At 64.9% G+C, this 17471-nt stretch carries 18 protein-coding genes; 10 read left to right on the top strand and 8 right to left on the bottom strand.

The features are described 5' to 3' along the window. Positions 1-21: 21 nt before the first annotated feature. A complete protein-coding gene (locus AAFG50_RS20990) occupies positions 22-216 on the bottom strand; it encodes an RNA-binding protein (RefSeq protein ID WP_231166472.1) in 195 nt (64 codons plus the stop codon). Between the two features lie 1071 nt (positions 217-1287). On the opposite strand from AAFG50_RS20990, the gene AAFG50_RS20995 reads away from it, so the two are divergent. Further along, on the top strand, positions 1288-1482 hold the full coding sequence (locus tag AAFG50_RS20995) for a hypothetical protein (protein WP_028171330.1): 195 nt from the start codon (positions 1288-1290) through the stop codon (positions 1480-1482). A gap of 31 nt (positions 1483-1513) precedes the next feature. Here AAFG50_RS20995 and AAFG50_RS21000 read toward each other — a convergent pair whose 3' ends face one another. Next, entirely contained in the window at positions 1514-1912 is a 399-nt protein-coding gene (locus tag AAFG50_RS21000; protein ID WP_028171331.1) for a hypothetical protein, read from the bottom strand. Positions 1913-2077: 165 nt separating this feature from the next. After that, positions 2078-3250 (bottom strand): OpgC domain-containing protein, encoded by a 1173-nt coding sequence (locus AAFG50_RS21005; protein WP_011087185.1) that lies wholly within the window; start codon positions 3248-3250, stop codon positions 2078-2080. A 257-nt stretch (positions 3251-3507) separates the two neighbouring features. Between AAFG50_RS21005 and AAFG50_RS21010 the strand changes: the two genes are divergently transcribed. The 4 genes from AAFG50_RS21010 (at position 3508) to AAFG50_RS21025 (ending at position 5469) form a co-directional block, all read left to right on the top strand. After that, complete coding sequence (locus AAFG50_RS21010; protein WP_028171332.1) at positions 3508-3813, top strand: ETC complex I subunit; 306 nt, start codon at positions 3508-3510, stop codon at positions 3811-3813. A 273-nt stretch (positions 3814-4086) separates the two neighbouring features. Next, positions 4087-4578 (top strand): Lrp/AsnC family transcriptional regulator, encoded by a 492-nt coding sequence (locus AAFG50_RS21015; protein ID WP_028171333.1) that lies wholly within the window; start codon positions 4087-4089, stop codon positions 4576-4578. A 52-nt stretch (positions 4579-4630) separates the two neighbouring features. Next, entirely contained in the window at positions 4631-4993 is a 363-nt protein-coding gene (locus AAFG50_RS21020; RefSeq protein WP_039184454.1) for a DUF1428 domain-containing protein, read from the top strand. Positions 4994-5178: 185 nt separating this feature from the next. Then, complete coding sequence (locus AAFG50_RS21025) at positions 5179-5469, top strand: DUF3551 domain-containing protein (RefSeq protein WP_028171335.1); 291 nt, start codon at positions 5179-5181, stop codon at positions 5467-5469. A 101-nt stretch (positions 5470-5570) separates the two neighbouring features. On the opposite strand, the gene AAFG50_RS21030 is transcribed toward AAFG50_RS21025, so the two are convergent. Next, on the bottom strand, positions 5571-6599 hold the full coding sequence (locus AAFG50_RS21030; RefSeq protein ID WP_028171336.1) for an AraC family transcriptional regulator: 1029 nt from the start codon (positions 6597-6599) through the stop codon (positions 5571-5573). Between the two features lie 102 nt (positions 6600-6701). Here AAFG50_RS21030 and AAFG50_RS21035 point away from each other — a divergent pair, with 102 nt between their 5' ends. The 4 genes from AAFG50_RS21035 to AAFG50_RS21050 all read left to right on the top strand — a co-directional run bounded on the left by AAFG50_RS21035 (position 6702) and on the right by AAFG50_RS21050 (position 12475). Further along, positions 6702-7874, top strand: a complete 1173-nt coding sequence (locus AAFG50_RS21035; protein WP_028171337.1) for an isovaleryl-CoA dehydrogenase — start codon at positions 6702-6704, stop codon at positions 7872-7874. Positions 7875-7949: 75 nt separating this feature from the next. Beyond that, positions 7950-9554: a carboxyl transferase domain-containing protein gene (locus AAFG50_RS21040; RefSeq protein ID WP_028171338.1), complete on the top strand. Its 1605-nt coding sequence runs from the start codon at positions 7950-7952 to the stop codon at positions 9552-9554. Between the two features lie 4 nt (positions 9555-9558). Next, entirely contained in the window at positions 9559-11562 is a 2004-nt protein-coding gene (locus AAFG50_RS21045; RefSeq protein WP_028171339.1) for an acetyl/propionyl/methylcrotonyl-CoA carboxylase subunit alpha, read from the top strand. 1 nt (position 11563) lies between these two features. Beyond that, complete coding sequence (locus tag AAFG50_RS21050) at positions 11564-12475, top strand: hydroxymethylglutaryl-CoA lyase (protein ID WP_028171340.1); 912 nt, start codon at positions 11564-11566, stop codon at positions 12473-12475. A gap of 108 nt (positions 12476-12583) precedes the next feature. Here AAFG50_RS21050 and AAFG50_RS21055 read toward each other — a convergent pair whose 3' ends face one another. From AAFG50_RS21055 to AAFG50_RS21070, 4 genes are all read right to left on the bottom strand, one after another. Then, positions 12584-13510, bottom strand: coding sequence for a dihydrodipicolinate synthase family protein (locus AAFG50_RS21055; protein ID WP_028171341.1), 927 nt, complete (start codon positions 13508-13510; stop codon positions 12584-12586). Between the two features lie 74 nt (positions 13511-13584). Then, positions 13585-14568 (bottom strand): TRAP transporter substrate-binding protein, encoded by a 984-nt coding sequence (locus AAFG50_RS21060; protein WP_011087196.1) that lies wholly within the window; start codon positions 14566-14568, stop codon positions 13585-13587. 23 nt (positions 14569-14591) lie between these two features. Further along, positions 14592-15857, bottom strand: coding sequence for a TRAP transporter large permease (locus AAFG50_RS21065; RefSeq protein ID WP_011087197.1), 1266 nt, complete (start codon positions 15855-15857; stop codon positions 14592-14594). Beyond that, positions 15857-16465, bottom strand: a complete 609-nt coding sequence (locus AAFG50_RS21070; RefSeq protein WP_028171342.1) for a TRAP transporter small permease — start codon at positions 16463-16465, stop codon at positions 15857-15859. The genes AAFG50_RS21065 and AAFG50_RS21070 overlap by 1 nt, the downstream gene beginning before the upstream one ends. Positions 16466-16698: 233 nt before the next feature. Here AAFG50_RS21070 and AAFG50_RS21075 point away from each other — a divergent pair, with 233 nt between their 5' ends. Next, on the top strand, positions 16699-17391 hold the full coding sequence (locus AAFG50_RS21075) for a GntR family transcriptional regulator (protein WP_028171343.1): 693 nt from the start codon (positions 16699-16701) through the stop codon (positions 17389-17391). Positions 17392-17471: the final 80 nt, after the last annotated feature.

Raw genomic sequence — 17471 nt, forward strand, 5'->3', positions numbered from 1 at the left:
TTTCGACTCGCGGATCCCGGCTCAGAACAGCAGCCAATCGGCGAGGCGCCAGGCGATCCAGGCGAGGGCGCAGATCCAGCCCAGCATGACGATCCCCGCGACGCCGAGTCCGCAGAGTGCGAACAGCGAGTCTCCGGGCTCCGGCGCCTCGGAGAGTTTCTCTGTCGTATCGATCTGGCTCACAGCATCCCCCTTGCCTTGCGGCCCGTTGTTCATTGGTCTCTTCTCGCTCGACGAAATTCACCGACCGGGCTCCAGCTCACACGGACGTGAGACGCGATGACCGTCCGTCCATGGCGGGCGCGCGCTGATCGTTGGCGCTCGCCAGGACCCCGGACGGATGGGAAGAAGCTGCAACGCGCCGCGCGGCGATTGGTTGCGGCCGTCCGGCGCGGAACATGCGTGCCGGATCGAACTTTCTCACGCGGCCAGCGCCTGCTTTGCAGACCCGGCGCGTTCGGCCTGAAGCCCTCGCGCTCGTTGCTTGCGCAGCCCGACTTCCGCGCGATTTTTCAAGGCATTGGCGCGGTCGGCCCGACGCAGAATTACCAAAGATTCATCGAACCTTTGGCTGTCGCCATGGACATATGGATGTTGGGGATTTCAGCGCCCAATGCCTAACGGACGCCGCCAAGCGATAATACTCCGCTTGCGCGGCGTTGCGCTTTTCAAACGTCTTTTTTGCAGGCGTCGCGATCTTCAGACGTCGCGTTCTTCAGAATTGCCCAATCAGCTCGAGGCGTGCCAGCCGGGCGGAAACGGCACGAACGGCCAGACCATCTGGTTGTCGTTGGCGGCCCTTGGCGGTTCGTGAGCCGACGTCCTGACGGCCGGGACAGGCGGCGTCGATCGCACCGCCAAGCGCAGACATGCACACTGCAAATTCATTGTGGTCGCCCCAGCCAGTATGTCTTTTTTCAAAACGTCCGAGTCTTAAACCTTCGAGTCTTCAAAACTTCCGAGTCTTCCTCAAAATCCAAGTCGTCTTCAAATTCCAAGCTCTTTAAAAACGCGACGTCAGCTCAAATTGAATCGCGGGTCCCGAAAACGGCGCACTCGCTCTCAAATCGCGCAGGCATTGTAGAAAAACCGGCGCCGGCTTTCAACCAGCCCGGCCACCAGTTCGCGACTGGTAAGGTTGATGGGTTAGGTTAAGGGCGAGCGGTTGTTGCGGCCACTTTGGCGATCGTTATGAGATCGGTGCCGGCTCGCGATGGGCTGCCTGGAATTCGTGCTCATACAAGATCACAGTTCGTCGCGGCGCGCGTATCCTGTGAGTTCTGTGTCATGTCTTTCGATCGCAACTTAAAAACGGCCAGCCCGCAGTCGAGCTGGACCGAAATCTGGCACCTCTGGACCGTGATCGTGCCGCGCCGCTCGATCAACGGGCAGCTCGTTTACGGCAAGGTCTGGCGCCGGCACGACGGCCGCGACTGGATCTACAAGAAATTCACCGAGTTCGACAGCGAAGAAGCGGCCTGAAGCGATGCGATCGTAAATCGTCATCCCGCTTTCAGGTTGGTGCCTGCACGCGCGGCAGCGGCAATTTGAAGTGACGTTTCGCGTAAGCGACGATCTCGTTGTCGGAAGGATGGTCGGCCGTTTCCACTGCGGCAATCCGCTTGGCGACATCTGGCGCGTTGGCGCGGATGTGGCTGGCGAGCTCGGTCTTCGCGTTGGCCGGGCCGATGATCAGGACTTCGCCGGCATCGGCGAGGGCTTTGGTCACCTCAGCGTAGAACGTCTTGTCAGGCGCGGCATGGCCGCTGCCGATCTCATTGGCCTTGTGATGGAGATGACGCGTTGCCAGATGCGGATGCAGCGTGATTTCGTCGGAGCCGCTCAGGCCGAGATGGAAGATCCGGGCCTGCGTGTGGTCGATCCATACAATGGCGTGAAAATGAGAGGGCATGTGCTTGGCCTTGTCCGGGAGGAAGCGCCGACGTCGATGCGGCGGCGCGAGTCGCGGCGACACTAGTTCGGCCGGCGCCGGCCCTGGTTGACGCAGGTCAATCCAATCCCGGACGAACCGACAGCGGCGTCGGGACGGTGCGCCCGGACGAACGGGCGTTCCGGCTCAGGCGGCCTTCGTTGCGGGCGCCGGCTTGGACGGCGGGGGCTTCAGCGGCTTGTCCTGCCGCTTCGACCACGAGATGTAATACGCCACCGTCGTCATGATCGCGATGCCGGCGATGCTGACGAAGAGCTGCGCGAACAGCGAGCCCGAGCTCATCGACAGCTCGAAATGGCCGACGAAGGACAGGAACACGCCGACGCAGAACACCGCGAGCGATTGCTGGCCGCAGACGATCAAGGGATCGAACACCTTCCATTCCAGGCCCGGCCAGTCCTTCGGCACGAAGCGGATCACCAGGATCACGATCACGACGAAATGGATGAAGCGGTAAGGCGCAAGGTTGGTCTTGTCGTTGGGGTTGAAGGCCGAGAACAGCCATTCCGGGAACATGCCGCCGATGGCGGGGAAGCGGCCGGCCATGGTCATGACCAGCGCGAACAGGAGATAGCCGAGGCAGAGCCACAGCGTGATCGGCGAATTGATCAGCGTCATCGAGCGCCGCGCGCCGCCCATCGCGCACCAGGCGCCGAACACGAACAGCACCTGCCAGGCATATGGATTGAAGTACCACTGGCCAGCCGGATAGGCGGTCAGGTTCCAGCCGAAATGGCGCGCGGCGAGCCACAGCACGATCGACAGCACCATCGTCAAATCGGGCTTGCGCAGCATGAACCACAGCACCGGCGGAAACAGTCCCATCAGCACGATGTAGAGCGGCAGCACGTCGAGATTGAGCGGCTTGAAGCGCAGGAACAGGCCCTGGCGCAGCGTCTCGGTGGCGTTGTCGACGAGGCCGGCGACGTTGAACTCGTTGATCATATCTGAATCGCCGAAGCGCAGCGCCAGATAGCTGATCGAGGCGATGTAGATCACGAACAGGATGATGTGGGCGACGTAGAGCTGCCAGACCCGCTTGGTCAGGCGCGTGGCGCCGACGATGAAGCCGCGCTCCAGCATCATGCGCGCATAGACGAAGGAGGCAGTGTAGCCGGAGATGAAGACGAACAGGTCGGCCGCGTCGGAAAAGCCGTAATTGCGCGTCGTGATCCAGTTCACGACGTTGTCGGGGATGTGGTCGAGGAAGATCGCCCAGTTGGCGACGCCGCGAAACAGGTCGAGCCGTAGGTCACGGCCTTTTTCAGGGAGCGTGGCGTTGATGTTCAGGAAGGCCATGCGACGGGAGCTCTCGGAGGGGATAGATGCGCTGATGTCGGCGAGGCAGTTCGGCCGGGCGGAATCCCGGCGCGGAAGGCGGGTACGGAATTGTCACGGTGCAGCATAATGACTATACCGTCGGTAAGGGTGACCGGGGGGCCGGAATCACCGATCAGTTCCCGATCGGTGTCTCTATACTATCCCTGAGGTTTCCACCAACTGCCACCCTGACGCATCGAAATCGAACGAAAAGACGAAAAGGCCCGGACCACCCCATGACCGCACGCATTTTCAAGCCCGCCAAGAACGCGATGCAATCCGGCCGGTCCAAGACCCGGGAATGGCAGCTTGACTACGAGCCGGAGCAGCCGCGTGCGGTCGAGCCGCTGATGGGCTGGACCTCGTCCGGCGACATGAAGCAGCAGATCACCCTGCGCTTCGACAGCAAGGAAGAGGCGGTCGCCTATTGCGAGCGCAAGGGCATCGCCTACCAGGTGATCGAGCCCCAGGATTCGATCCGCCGGCCGGTCGCCTATGCCGACAATTTCTCGTTCCGGCGCGGCGAGCCCTGGACGCATTGAGGGGGCAGGTGGCTGCTCCGACTTCATACGACGCGACGTACTCGTCATGCCCGGGCTTGTCCCGGGCATCCACGTTTTGGGCCGCGTGAAAGAGCGTGGATGGCCGGGACATAGGCGAGCGGAAGCGACGCCGTCCTTCAGACGGCTATGCCCGGCCATGACGGTGGGGCGGTATTCCCCCGAACTCGATAGCGCCGCGCCCTTGGCTCTTGGCACCAATTCCGCCTCATGCTTCGCTGGTCCCGGCATCACGGGATCAGGGCGAGGTGGGGGATGGCCGGGCGTGACCAGCTCGACGGCGTCGATCTGAAGATCTTATCCGAGCTGCAGCAGGACGGGCGGGTGCGCAACAACGAGCTGGCGCTGCGCGTCGGCGTGTCCGCGCCCAACTGCCTGCGGCGGTTGAAATCGCTGTTCAGCCGCGGCGTGATCCGGGCGGTGCGCGCCGTCATCGACGAGCGGCTGCTCGGCTATGAGGTGGTGTCGTTCGTCTCGATCCAGCTCGGCAGCCAGGCCCAGCCGGTGCTGGAGGCGTTCGAGGGCTCGATCGCTGCGATCCCGCGCATCCAGCAGTGCTGGCGGATTTCGGGCGAGACCGATTATCTCTTGAAATGCGTCGCGCCGAGCGTCGAGAGCATGCGCCAGCAGCTGCTGCATTTCGCCGCGATGCCCGACGTGAAGAACGTCCGCAGCTTTCCGGTGCTGGGCGTCGCGAAGGACGTGCCGCTGCCGTTGCAGGAGGTTGCGGCGGCGGCGGCGGGATAGGAGATCGCTCCGCCGGTGTGAGGCTCACAGAGACTGCGAAGGAGCTGAAATCATGTATATCGCAGGCTTCGTCATTCCGGTGCCGGAGGACAAGATGGAGGCCTATCGCCGATGGGCCGAGAACGGGGCGGCGCTGTTCAGGGAATACGGGTGTCTGGAGATCGTCGAGTCCTGGGAGGACAACGTCCCCAGTGGCACGCACACCGACTTTCGCCGCGCCGTGAATGCGAAGGACGGCGAGAAGATCGTCTTCACCTGGCAGGTCTGGCCCGACAAGGCAACGCTCGAGGCCGCCGAAGCCGGGATGGGCGACGACAAGCGATTTGAGGCTGCGGGCGACATTCCGTTCGATCCGAAGCGCCTGATCCTGGGCTGCTTCAGCCCGATCCACGTCATGGGGCGCCAGGACCGGTAAGGGCGTCGTAGCGGAACTATATATCTTAGTAACTCACATAAGTTTGACATGTGATTTGCGAAGCCCTGCAATGCGCCGGACCGTGATTGTCGGTTCCTGCGCGCTGCCTAGACGCAGGGTGTGAACCTCAGCCTGCATCGCACGCTGGGGATGCTTTTGTGGGACCCTTAGCAGGAAAAGACATCATGACATCGACTTCGAAGACGATCGCGGCGTCTGCTGCGGCGCTGTGTGCGTCTGCGTTTTTTGTTCTGTCGGCACCGGCTGCGAAGGCCGAAGACTACTGCATCACCAATGGCGCCCAGGCCGCCCATGGTTGCGGCTATCCGACGATGGAAGCCTGCCGGCAGGCGGCCGGCGGCATCGGCGGCTCGTGCTCGCAGGCCGGCGGCGCGAAGACCACCAACGACGCGCTCGCCTTCCAGCCGAAGCAGACGCAGTCGCGCACCAAGCCTCGTTCGGGCGCGCAAAACTAACGCCTGACATCGAGACCGGATCCGGGACATTGCGGCCTCCGAGAGCGATCTCGGGGGCCGTTAACTTATGACAAGCAGACAACAATGCGCTGCGGCGCCCATCAGCGATACCTTCCGCGAAACTCGCGGGGACTGGCGCCGGTCCAGCCGCGGAAGGCGCGGGAAAAGCTCTTCTCGTTGCGGAAGCCGGCGATCTCCGCGATCCGCTTGATCGGGGTGCGGCCGCGCATCAGCTCCTGCTTGGCGAGCTCGAATTTTGCCTCTTCCTTGAGATCGCGCAGCGAGGTCGCTTCCTCGCGCAGGCGCCGGTGCATGGTGCGGGTGGAGAGGGCCAGCTCGCTTGCGACATCCTCGGCGCCGAGACTGCGTCCGCGCGCATTGCGCAGCACGCGGCGCACGCGCTCGACCAGCAGCCGGTCGCGCCGATAGGGCAGCACGGTCAGCCGCAGCGCGCCCTTGAGCATGCTGTCGAGATCGGCCGGGCTGCGGGTCAGCGGCAGTGAAAGATAGTGCTTGTCGAACACGATGCGGGCGCTATCCGCATCAAAGCTCAAATGCCTGCAGAAGATCGTCGGATAGACCGAGACGTGGCCCGGCTCGGAATAGGGAAACTCGGCCGCACGCAGCGCGATCGCGGAATCGACGGCCCAGCAGGAGAAGCCGAGGACATAGCGGAGCAGGGTGACGAGGCAGAATTCGCGCAAGGGGCCGAGATCGCGCTGCTCGCGAAGGGAGATGGTCGCGGTCTCATCACCAAGCGAGAGCTCGAACAGCACGTCCTCGGTCAGCAGGCGATGATGCCGGCACCAGCGCTTTAGCGCGACTTCGAGATTGGGGGCCGTGATCGAGGCGCGGCACAGCATGCCATAGGTTCCCCAAGGCAGCCGGCGCGAGAACCAGCCGAGCGCTTCGTCGTCGAGCTCGCGCATGGCGTGGCCGGCCAGCGCCTCGAACTGGGCCGCCGTCACACGTCCGTCCTGGGATCGAACGAGATCCTCGGTGACCTGCCCCTTGCCCAATGCCTCGGCCGGATCCCGCCCGTAAACGGCATAAGCGGCAACCACGCCGTGGACGAAGGCGGCTGGGGTCATGGCGCGGCGGGGCGTCGCGGTTGCGGCTTGGAACGGCATGAAAAATCCTCGCCAAAGTTGGCGGAAAATGCAACCTTTTCGACCGCCAGGACGCCCGGGCAGGGGTAGGTTCGGACCCGACAAGAACACGGAGGAATCGCCTTGAACATCCCGAGCATCGATTTCGATCTGGGCGAAGACATCAGCATGCTGCGCGACACGCTGCGCGCCTTCGTGGAGGCGGAGATCGCCCCGCGCGCCGCCGAGATCGAGAAGGCCAACCTGTTCCCGGCGGATCTCTGGAAGCGCCTTGGCGACCTCGGCCTGCTCGGCATGACGGCACCGGAGCAATATGGCGGCTCCAACATGGGCTATCTCGCCCATATCGTCGCCATGGAGGAGATTTCGCGCGGGTCGGCAGCCGTGGGCCTGTCCTACGGCGCGCATTCTAACCTCTGCGTCAACCAGATCCGCCGCAACGGCAACGACGCGCAGCGCGAGCGCTATCTGCCAAAACTGATCTCCGGCGAGTATGTCGGCGCGCTGGCGATGTCCGAGCCCGGCGCCGGCTCCGACGTCGTCTCGATGAAGCTGCGTGCCGACAAGCGCGGCGACCGCTACGTGCTCAACGGCTCGAAAATGTGGATCACCAATGGCGGCGACGCGGACGTGCTGGTCGTCTACGCCAAGACCGATCCGGAGGCCGGCCCGCGCGGCATGACTGCCTTCCTCGTCGAGAAGGGCTTCAAGGGATTTACCCACGGCCAGCATCTCGACAAGCTCGGCATGCGCGGCTCCAACACCTATCCCTTGTTCTTCGACGAATGCGAGGTGCCGGAGGAGAACGTGCTCGGCAAGGTGGGCGAGGGCGTCAAGGTGCTGATGTCCGGCCTCGATTATGAGCGCACCGTGCTCTCGGGCGGCCCGCTCGGGATCATGGCGGCCTGCATGGACGCGGTGGTGCCCTACATGCACGAGCGCAAGCAGTTCGGCCAGCCGATCGGCGACTTCCAGCTGATGCAGGGCAAGCTCGCCGACATGTATGCGACCTGGCAGGCCACACGCGCCTATGTCTATGCGGTCGGGCGCGCCTGCGACCGCGCCGACCATGCGCGGACCCTGCGCAAGGATGCCGCGGCTGCGATCCTCTATTCCGCGGAGAAGGCGACTTGGATGGCGGGCGAGGCGATCCAGGCGCTCGGCGGCGTCGGCTACACATCCGAATTTCCGGTCGGCCGGCTGTGGCGCGACGCCAAGCTGTACGAGATCGGCGCCGGTACATCCGAGGTCCGCCGCATGCTGATCGGCCGCGAGCTGATGGCCGAGACGGCGTAGGTCCGGCGCACTTGGAATTGCCGTGGTCCCACCTGGCCGCGGCCTCTCACCAGATCACCAGAAACGCGGGACAACATGCCGCTCCATTCCAGCATCGATCCGTCGTCGTCAGACTTTGCGCGCAATTCCGAGGCCATGCGCTCCCTCGTCGCGGACTTGCGCGAAAAGCTCAGCCAGGTCGCCGGCGGCGGCGGCGAGGCCTCGCGCAACCGCCACACCTCGCGCGGCAAGATGCTGGCGCGCGAGCGCGTTGACCTCTTGGTCGATCCCGGGACCTCGTTCCTGGAGCTGTCGCCGCTGGCGGCCTACGGCCTCTATGGCGGCGACGTGCATTCGGCGAGCGTCGTCACCGGGGTGGGGCGCATCTCGGGCCGCGAATGCGTGATCGTCGCCAACGACGCCACCATCAAGGGCGGCACCTATTATCCGATGACCGTGAAGAAGCATCTGCGCGCGCAGGACATCGCGCGGCAGAACAATCTTCCCTGTGTCTACATGGTCGATTCCGGCGGCGCCTTCCTGCCGCTCCAGGACGAAATCTTTCCGGACGAGCGCCACTTCGGCCGCATCTTCTACAACCAGGCGCAGATGTCGTCGCAAGGCATCCCGCAGGTCGCGATCGTGATGGGGTCCTGCACCGCCGGCGGCGCCTATGTGCCGGCCATGTCGGACGAGAGCATCATCGTGCGCAACCAGGGCACCATCTTCCTCGGCGGCCCGCCGCTGGTGAAGGCGGCGACCGGCGAGGTGGTGACCGCGGAGGAGCTCGGCGGCGCCGACGTGCATTCGCGGCAATCAGGTGTGACCGATCACTACGCGCAGAACGACGCCCACGCGATCGGCATCGCCCGTCGCATCGTCGGCACCCTGAAGCCGTCGAGCCGGCCGAACCTCAACATGCATCCGCCGCGCGATCCGCTGTTCGCGGCCGAGGAGATCTACGGCGTGGTGCCGGTCGATGGCCGCAAGCCGTTCGACGTGCGCGACATCATCGCGCGCGTCGTGGATGGCTCGGAATTCGACGAGTTCAAGAAACTCTACGGCACGACGCTGGTGTGCGGCTTCGCCCATATCTGGGGCTATCCGGTCGGCATCATCGCCAACAACGGCATCCTGTTCAGCGAGAGTTCGCTGAAGGGGGCGCATTTCATCGAGCTGTGCTGCCAGCGCGGCATTCCGTTGGTGTTCCTGCAGAACATCACCGGCTTCATGGTCGGCAAGAAGTACGAGGCCGGCGGCATCGCGCGCGACGGCGCCAAGCTCGTGACGGCGGTTGCGACCGCCTCGGTGCCGAAGTTCACCGTCGTGATCGGCGGCTCCTACGGCGCCGGCAATTACGGCATGTGCGGCCGCGCCTACTCACCGCGCTTTCTCTGGATGTGGCCGAACGCGCGCATCTCGGTGATGGGCGGCGAGCAGGCCTCGATGGTGCTGAGCCAGGTCCGGCGCGACAATATCGAGGCCAGAGGCGATAGCTGGTCGAAGGACGAGGAAGATAAGTTCCGCGAGCCGATCCGCGCACAATATGAGAGCCAGGGGCACCCCTATTACGCGACCGCGCGTCTGTGGGACGACGGCGTGATCGACCCGGCCGACACGCGCCTGGTGCTCGGGCTTGGCCTCTCGGCGGCGTCGAATGCGCCGATCGAGCCCACCAAATTCGGCCTGTTCAGGATGTGATGCGATGGACCGCTCAAAGCTCTACCGGCGTTTTCGCACGCTCCTGATCGCCAACCGCGGCGAGATCGCCTGCCGCGTCATCCGCACCGCGCGCGCCATGGGCCTGCGCACGGTCGCGGTTTATTCCGAGGCCGACCGCGACGCGATGCATGTCGCGCTCGCCGACGAAGCCGTGCTGCTCGGCCCCGCGCGGGCGCGCGACAGTTATCTCAATGTCGAGCGTCTGATCGAAGCCGCGCGAAAGACCGGGGCGGAGGCCGTGCATCCCGGCTACGGCTTCCTGTCGGAGAATGCCGAGTTTGCGCATGCCTGCCTCGACGCGGGGCTGGTCTTCGTGGGGCCGACCGCCGGGATGATGACGGCGATGGGCTCGAAGTCCGGCTCGAAAGCGCTGATGGAGAAGGCGGGCGTGCCGCTGGTGCCCGGCTATCACGGCGAGGCCCAGGACGAGGCGACGCTGGCGAAGGCCGCGAACCAGATCGGCTTCCCGATCCTGGTGAAAGCGTCCGCCGGCGGCGGTGGCCGCGGCATGCGGATCGTGCGCTCGGCGGCCGAGCTCGGGCCCGCGATCGTCAGCGCCAAGCGCGAGGCCAAGGCCGCGTTCGGCGACGACCGCATGCTGATCGAGAAATATGTCGACAATCCCCGCCACATCGAGGTGCAGATCATCGGCGACAGCCACGGCAATCTGCTCTCGCTGTTCGAGCGCGAATGCACGCTGCAGCGCCGGCACCAGAAGGTGATCGAGGAAGCGCCGTCGCCGACGCTCAATGCGGCACAGCGCGAGACGGTCTGCGCCGCGGCGCGAAAGGCGGCCGGCGCGGTGAACTATGTCGGCGCCGGCACAATCGAGTTCGTCTCCGACGGCAAGGACGTGTTCTTCATCGAGATGAACACGCGTCTCCAGGTCGAGCATCCCGTGACCGAGCTGATCACCGGAATCGACCTCGTCGAATGGCAGCTGCGCGTCGCCTTCGGCGAGGCGTTGCCGCTGCGGCAGGACGAGATCCGCCTCAACGGCCACGCGGTCGAGGCGCGCGTCTACGCCGAAAATCCGACCAAGAACTTCATGCCCTCGGTCGGAAAGATCTCGACCTGGCGGCTGCCCGCAGAGACCGGTGGCCTGCGCATCGACGCGGGCTATCGCGAAGGCGACAGCGTCTCGCCGTACTATGACGCGATGCTCGCAAAAATGATCGCCTGGGCACCGACCCGGGATGTCGCGATCGAGCGGCTGAACCGCGGACTGGAGGACTCCGACGTTCGCGGCATCGTCACCAATATCCCGTTCTTGTCGGCGCTGATCACGCATCAAAAAGTGCGGGCGAATGCGATCGACACCGGCTTCATCGAGCGCGAGCTGGCGGTGCTGACGCAGGCCACGCCGGCGCCCGGCGAGCTCGAGCTCTGCGCCGCGGTCGCCGCGATCGTGAACGACGAACGGCAGGCCGCGCAGGCAGAGGCGAATTCGCCCTGGCAGACGTTCGGCTGGATGCCGGTCGGCCGCCGTCAGCGCAGCTTTGCCTTCCGCGTTGGCCACGGGCCTGAGCAGAAGATCACCCTCAACTACGGCAGCGGGCCGTCGACGCTTGTGATCGGCGACCGCGAGCTGGCATTTGCAATTGCGCCGCGCGATGGCGGCTTCGATCTGACGCTCGACGGCGTCAAATCCCAGGTCGCCGCCGTGATCGACGGCCATGAGCTCTATTTGCGCACGCGCCACGGCCGCTTCGACCTGCATTGGGTCGATCCGTTCGGCGGCGAGACCGAGGAGCAGGCCGGCGCGGACAAGATCGCGGCACCCTTGCCGGGCACGGTCGTCGCCGTGCTGGCCGAGGAGGGCGCAACGCTGGAGAAGGGCGCGCCGATCCTCACCCTCGAAGTGATGAAGATGGAGCAGACCCTGCGGGCGCCCTATGCCGGCGTGCTGACGTCGATCAAGTGCAAGGTCGGCGACATCGTGCAGGAAGGCGTCGAGCTCGCCGTGGTCGAGCCTTCGGGAGAATGAGATGAGCGAGCCCGTCCGCATCATCGAGATGGGGCCGCGCGACGGCCTCCAGAACGAGAAGACGCCCGTGAGCGTCGAGGCCCGCATCGCCTTTGTCGAGGCGCTGGTCGCAGCCGGCCTCAATACGGTCGAGGTCGGCGCCTACGTGTCGCCGAAGGCGATCCCGCAAATGGCAAGCTCCGATGCCGTGCTGCGCGGCGTGAGCCATATAACGGGTGCCGAATTCCACGTGCTGGTGCCGAACGAGAAGGGCTATGACGCCGCGCGCGCCGCGGGCGCGAGGGTGGTCTCGGTGTTCGCGGCAGCCTCCGAAGGCTTTTCGCGGGCCAACATCAACTGCACAGTCGCGGAGTCGATCGAACGGTTCAAGCCGGTGCTGGCGCGCGCCAAGACCGACGGCGTCAAGGTGCGCGGCTATATCTCCTGCGTGCTGGGCTGTCCGTTCGACGGCGAGATCAAGCCAAAGGCGGTTGCCGATCTTGCGAGCACGCTGTGGGACCTCGGCTGCTACGAGATCTCGCTCGGCGACACCATCGGCGTCGGCACCCCGGCCAAGGCGAAGGAAATGCTGCGCGCCGTCAGCGCCGACATCCCCGCCGCCAATCTCGCGATGCACTTTCATGACACCTACGGCCAGGCGCTCGCCAACCTCTATGCCGGGCTGGAGCAGGGCGTCCGCGTCATCGATGCCGCCGCCGGCGGCCTCGGCGGCTGCCCCTACGCCCCCGGCGCGACCGGCAATGTCGCGACCGAGGATGTCGTCTACATGCTCGAAGGCATGGGCATCAGCACCGGCGTCGACATGGAGAAGCTGTTGGCGGCGACGAACGAGATGAGCGGCGTGCTGGGCAAGCCGCCCGTGAGCCGCGTGGCGTCCGCGCTGAATGCGAAGCGGAAGCGCGCGGCTTCCTAGCTTCGTAGGGTGGGCAAAGGCGCATGGCGCCGTGCCCACCATCTCTCCGCGATCGAATTTGGAAATGGTGGGCACGCTTTCGCTTTGCCCACCCTACGAAATACGCGGTCAGGCCGCCTTCAGCCCGACATCCGGCAGACGCGGCCGGCTCTTGAGCGCCTTCACCATCATGGCCTCGACCTCGGCCTTTTCCTGCGGCAGCAGGGCGAGGCGCGGCGGACGGGTCAGCGCCGTGCCGCGGCCCATGATGTGCTCGCACAGCTTGATGCACTGGACGAGGTCCGGGCGCGCATCGAGATGCAAGAGCGGCATGAACCATTCGTAGAGCGGCATCGCCTCGGCAAAGCGGCCGGCTTTGGCCAGGCGAAACAGCGTCTCGCCCTCGCGCGGGAAGGCGTTCGACATGCCGGAGACCCAGCCCACGGCGCCCATGGCGACGCTCTCGACGATGACGTCGTCGAGGCCTGCGAACAGCACGAAGCGGTCGCCGACCATGTTCCTTGTGTCGATGAAGCGCCTTGTGTCGCCGGAGGAATCCTTGAAGCAGACGACCGTCTCGACGTCGGCGAGCGAGGCCAGGATGTCGGGGGTGACGTCGTTCTTGTAGATCGGCGGGTTGTTGTAGAGCATCACGGGAAGGTCCGTCGCGGTGGCGACGGCGCGGAAATGCGCGGCGGTCTCGTGTGGCTTCGACGAATAGACCAGGGCCGGCATCACCATGACGCCGTCGATGCCGACGCGCGCGGCTTCCTTCGCCGTCTCGACCGCGAAAGCCGTGGTGAACTCGGCGATGCCGCACAGCACGGGCACGCGCCCGGCCGCGACGGATTTCGCCGTCTCCATGATCGCGACCTTCTCCTTGCGATCCAGCGACGTGTTCTCGCCGACGGAGCCGCAGACGATCAGACCGGAGACGCCGTCGCGGATCAGTCCGTCCATCACCTTCGCGGTCGCGTCGATGTCGAGCGAGAGATCGTCGTGGAATTGCGTGGTGACGGCCGGGAAGACGCCTTCCCAGGAAACGCGGCGGCTCATGGTCTAACTCCAAGTAAGTTTTGCCGGCGGGGGGCTGGGGCCGCCGGCTGTGGTGAAGAGGATGGCGGGCGGGATCAGAGCGTGGCGCCGACCTTGCGCAATTCGGCGAGCACCGGAGCCTTGGGCAGCCAGATCTTGTCGAACTCGGCAATGACCGCCTCGGTGTCGCCGGCAGGAACCTGGCGGATCGGGATCGGCGCGTTCTTGAAATTCTCGATCAGCGCGGGCTCGTTACCGGCGAGCTCGTCGATCTGCGCGTCCAGCGTCGACTTGACCGTCTTGGCGATCAGCTCGCGGTCGGCTGCGGGGAGCGACTGCCAGACCCGGCCCGAGACCACTGCGGCCATCGGCATGAAGACGGCGTTCATCTGGAGGATCACCTTCGAGACCTTGTCGAAGCGCTGGTTCCAGGAGAATTCGAGATCGGCCTCGAGGCCGTCGACCTGGCCGTTGGCCATCGCGTCGAACACCTGCGGCGTCGGAATCGGCGTCGGCGCCGCGCCAAGCGAGGAATAGAAATCGCGATAGACCGGCGTCGGGTTGATGCGCAGCTTCATGCCCTTGATGTCGGCGAGCGAATTCAGGTCCCTGGAGGAGAACACGGCGCGCATGCCGGTGATGCCCCAGCCGAGCCCGATCGTGCCGGTCTCCTGCGGCAGCACGTCGAACAGCTTCACCGCCGCGGGATGCCGCACGAATTTCGCGACCGCCGGCGTCGAGCGGACGATGTAGGGCGCATTGATCGCGGCGATGTGCGGGACGCGCGAGCCGAGCTCGGCGGCCTGGATGAAGCCCATGTCGAGCGCGCCGGACTGCAATTGCTGCATCATCGCGGGCTCGTTGCCGAGCTGGCCGGAGTGGAACACGGTCAGCGTCAGCCGGCCGTTGGTGGCGGCCTTGAGCTCGTCGCCGAATTTGAGTGCGGCCTTGTTCCAGGAATGGCCGTTCGGCGTGATCAGGCCGAGGCGGAATTCCTTGGCCTGCGCGAGCGCCAGCGACGGCGCGAACACCGATGCGGCTGCGCTGGCGGCGAGAAAGCGGCGACGAGAAAGCGGCATGGTCGGGCTCCTTTTGGACGGGCCTATTTGACGAGGATCAGCGAGAGCGAAGGGAAGAGCGAGAGCAGCACCAGGAGGACGCAGGAGATGACGAAGAAGGGCAGCGTCACCATGAACATCTTGCCGGGCTTGGCGCCGGTGACGGCGGCCGCGACGAAGAAGCAGAGCCCGACCGGCGGCGACAACAGGCCGAGCACCAGGTTGATCACCACGACGACGCCGAAATGCCGGGGGTCGATGTGATAGACGTCGGTTGCGACCGGCAGCAGGATCGGCACCGTCATGATCAGGCCGGGTATGCCGTCGATGACAGTGCCGATCACCAGCAGGATGACGTTGCAGATCAGCATGAAGCTGATCGGGTCCTTGGCGGCCGACTGGATCCAGCCGGCGGTCTCCTGCGGCACCTTGCCGAAGATCAGGACCCAGGAGAACACCGCGGCGGCGGCGACGAGGAACAGCACGATGGCCGAATAGATGGCACTGCGCAGCATCATCTGCGGCAGCTGGGAGAACTCGAACTCTTTGGTCCAGTATTTCCCGACCAGGGCAGCGGCCACGGCGCCGACCGCGGCGGATTCAGTCGCGTTGGCGAGTCCGCCGAGGATGGTGCCGACGATGACGATGGGGATCAGCAGGGTGGGTGAGGTGCGCAGGATCGTCATGACGCGCTGGCGCGGCGTCTGATAGTCGGCGCGGGGATAATTGTAGATGTATCCCATCAGCGCGATGACGAGGCAGAACATCACGGTCAGGATGACGCCCGGCACGATTCCGGCGATCAGCATGTCGCTGACCGAGACCTGCGCGAGAACGCTGTAGACCACGAACATCACCGAGGGCGGGATGATCGGGCCGAGCATGCCGCCATAGGCGGTCAGTCCCGCCGCAAAGGTCTTGTCGTAACCCTTCTTCTCCATCTCCGGCACCATGATCTGGGCCATGATCGCGACCTGCGCGGTCGCAGATCCCAGGATCGAGGAGATGAACATGTTGGCGAGGATGTTGACGTAGGCGAGTCCGCCCTTCAGCGAGCCGACGAAGGCCATCGCCATGTCGACGATGCGGCGGGTGATGCCGCCGCCGTTCATGATCTCGCCGATCAGGATGAAGAGCGGAATGGCGATCAGGCCGTAGCTGTCGACGCCGCCGAACAGCTGGAGCGGATAGGACTGGAACAGCACCGGATTGCCGGATGCGGCGATGTAGACGAGGCCGGCGAGGCACAGGCAGAGCCCGATCGGCACGCCGACCAGCATGATCGCGACGAAGGCGGCAGACGTGATCATCAGTTGACCCCGTCGAGCTCGGAGAGCTGGAAGCCCCTCAGCGGCGTGCGCGGGACCAGCTCGAGATCTTCAAGTAGATTGGCGAGGCCGTGAATGGTCATCGACACCGCGAAGATCGGCAGCGTCAAATAGAGCACCCAGGTCGGCCAGTTCAGCGTCTGGGTGTGCTCGGTGTAGAGGAAGTTGAAGGTCTCGGCCGCGAGCTTGCGCCCGTCGAAGCCGGCGCGTGCGAGCCCGATCGGGTCCATCCAGAGCACGCAGGTGACGATCAGGGCGACGCCGAACACGACGACGAGACCTGTCGAGATCACTTTGGCGATCTTCTGGTGCTGCGGCGAAAGACGCTCCGTCAGCATCGTGACGGCGAAGTCCAGCCGCAACCGCGTCATGGCGGAGGCGCCGATGAAGGTCAGCCAGACCACGCAATAGACTGCGGATTCATCGATCCAGTAGATCGGGAAATGCGAGTAGCGGGTGACCACGTTCACCAGGATCAGTGCGGTGAGCAGGTACATCAGGCCCATCAGCGCCAGACGTTCGAAGGCCAGCAGTGCGCTCGAACCCCTGATCACAATCCGCCGGGCGCTGAGCGCGCCCGTATCCGGCATCGTCCCTTCGATCATCAAAGGCCCCAATCCCCCGTCAGAATTCTCGTGCCAAGGCAAAATGTATAATTTATACATTTTGGGTGTCAAACGGAGATTGCGGTCATTTCGGCGGCAGGACGCGCTTTTGCTGGGCACCTGGTTTTGTGGGGGGGCTGGCTTTTGCTGGCGCCCTCAACATGCAAGAGAGGGACCGCTTTCTGCCGGACGAGTCGCGAAGAAAGACGGAAGGTCAGATGAAACAGCCTCTGAAGCATCGCACCCTGTCGGCTGCGATCGTCGACCAGCTCCGGCAGGCGATCCTCGACGGCACCTATCCGGCGGGATCGCAATTGCGCCAGGATGCGCTTGGCGATGCCTACGGCGTCAGCCGCATTCCGGTGCGCGAGGCGCTGTTCCAGCTCGAGGCCGAAGGGCTGGTGCGCATCGTTCCGCAGAAGGGCGCCATCGTCTCGGAACTGTCACTGGACGAGATCAACGACGTGTTCGACCTCCGCCGCATCCTGGAGCCGCGCCTCCTGGCGCAGTCGGCGCCGCGTTTCACTGCGGAGGACTTCGCGGGGCTCGACGACATCCACAGGAGTTTCGAGAAGGCGATCAAGGCGCGCAACGTCAGCGACTGGGGCCAGCTCAACGCCGACTTCCACATGGCGCTCTACGTCCACGCCCCGCAGCCGCGCACGCGCGCGATCGTGCTGTCGCTGCTCCAGACCAGCGACCGCTACACGCGCCTGCAGCTCTCCAACACCAAGGCGATGGGGACGGCCGAGAAAGAGCACGCCCACCTGATCGCGCTCTGCCGCGCGCAGAAGGTCGATGAGGCCTGCCGGTTTTTGGAGCGGCACATCGAGGCCGTGCGCAAGGATCTGTTGCAGGTCGTGGCCGGCAGCACGATCGCGCCGAAATCACGGCGGAAGGAGAAATCGTAGGGTGGGCAAAGGCGCATAGCGCCGTGCCCACCGTCTAGGCGTCGTACATTCTGGTGGGCACGCTACGCTTTGCGCACCCT

Origin of the sequence: Bradyrhizobium sp. B039, assembly GCF_038965675.1 — a bacterium.
In the GTDB taxonomy this organism is placed as follows: Bacteria; Pseudomonadota; Alphaproteobacteria; order Rhizobiales; family Xanthobacteraceae; genus Bradyrhizobium; species Bradyrhizobium diazoefficiens.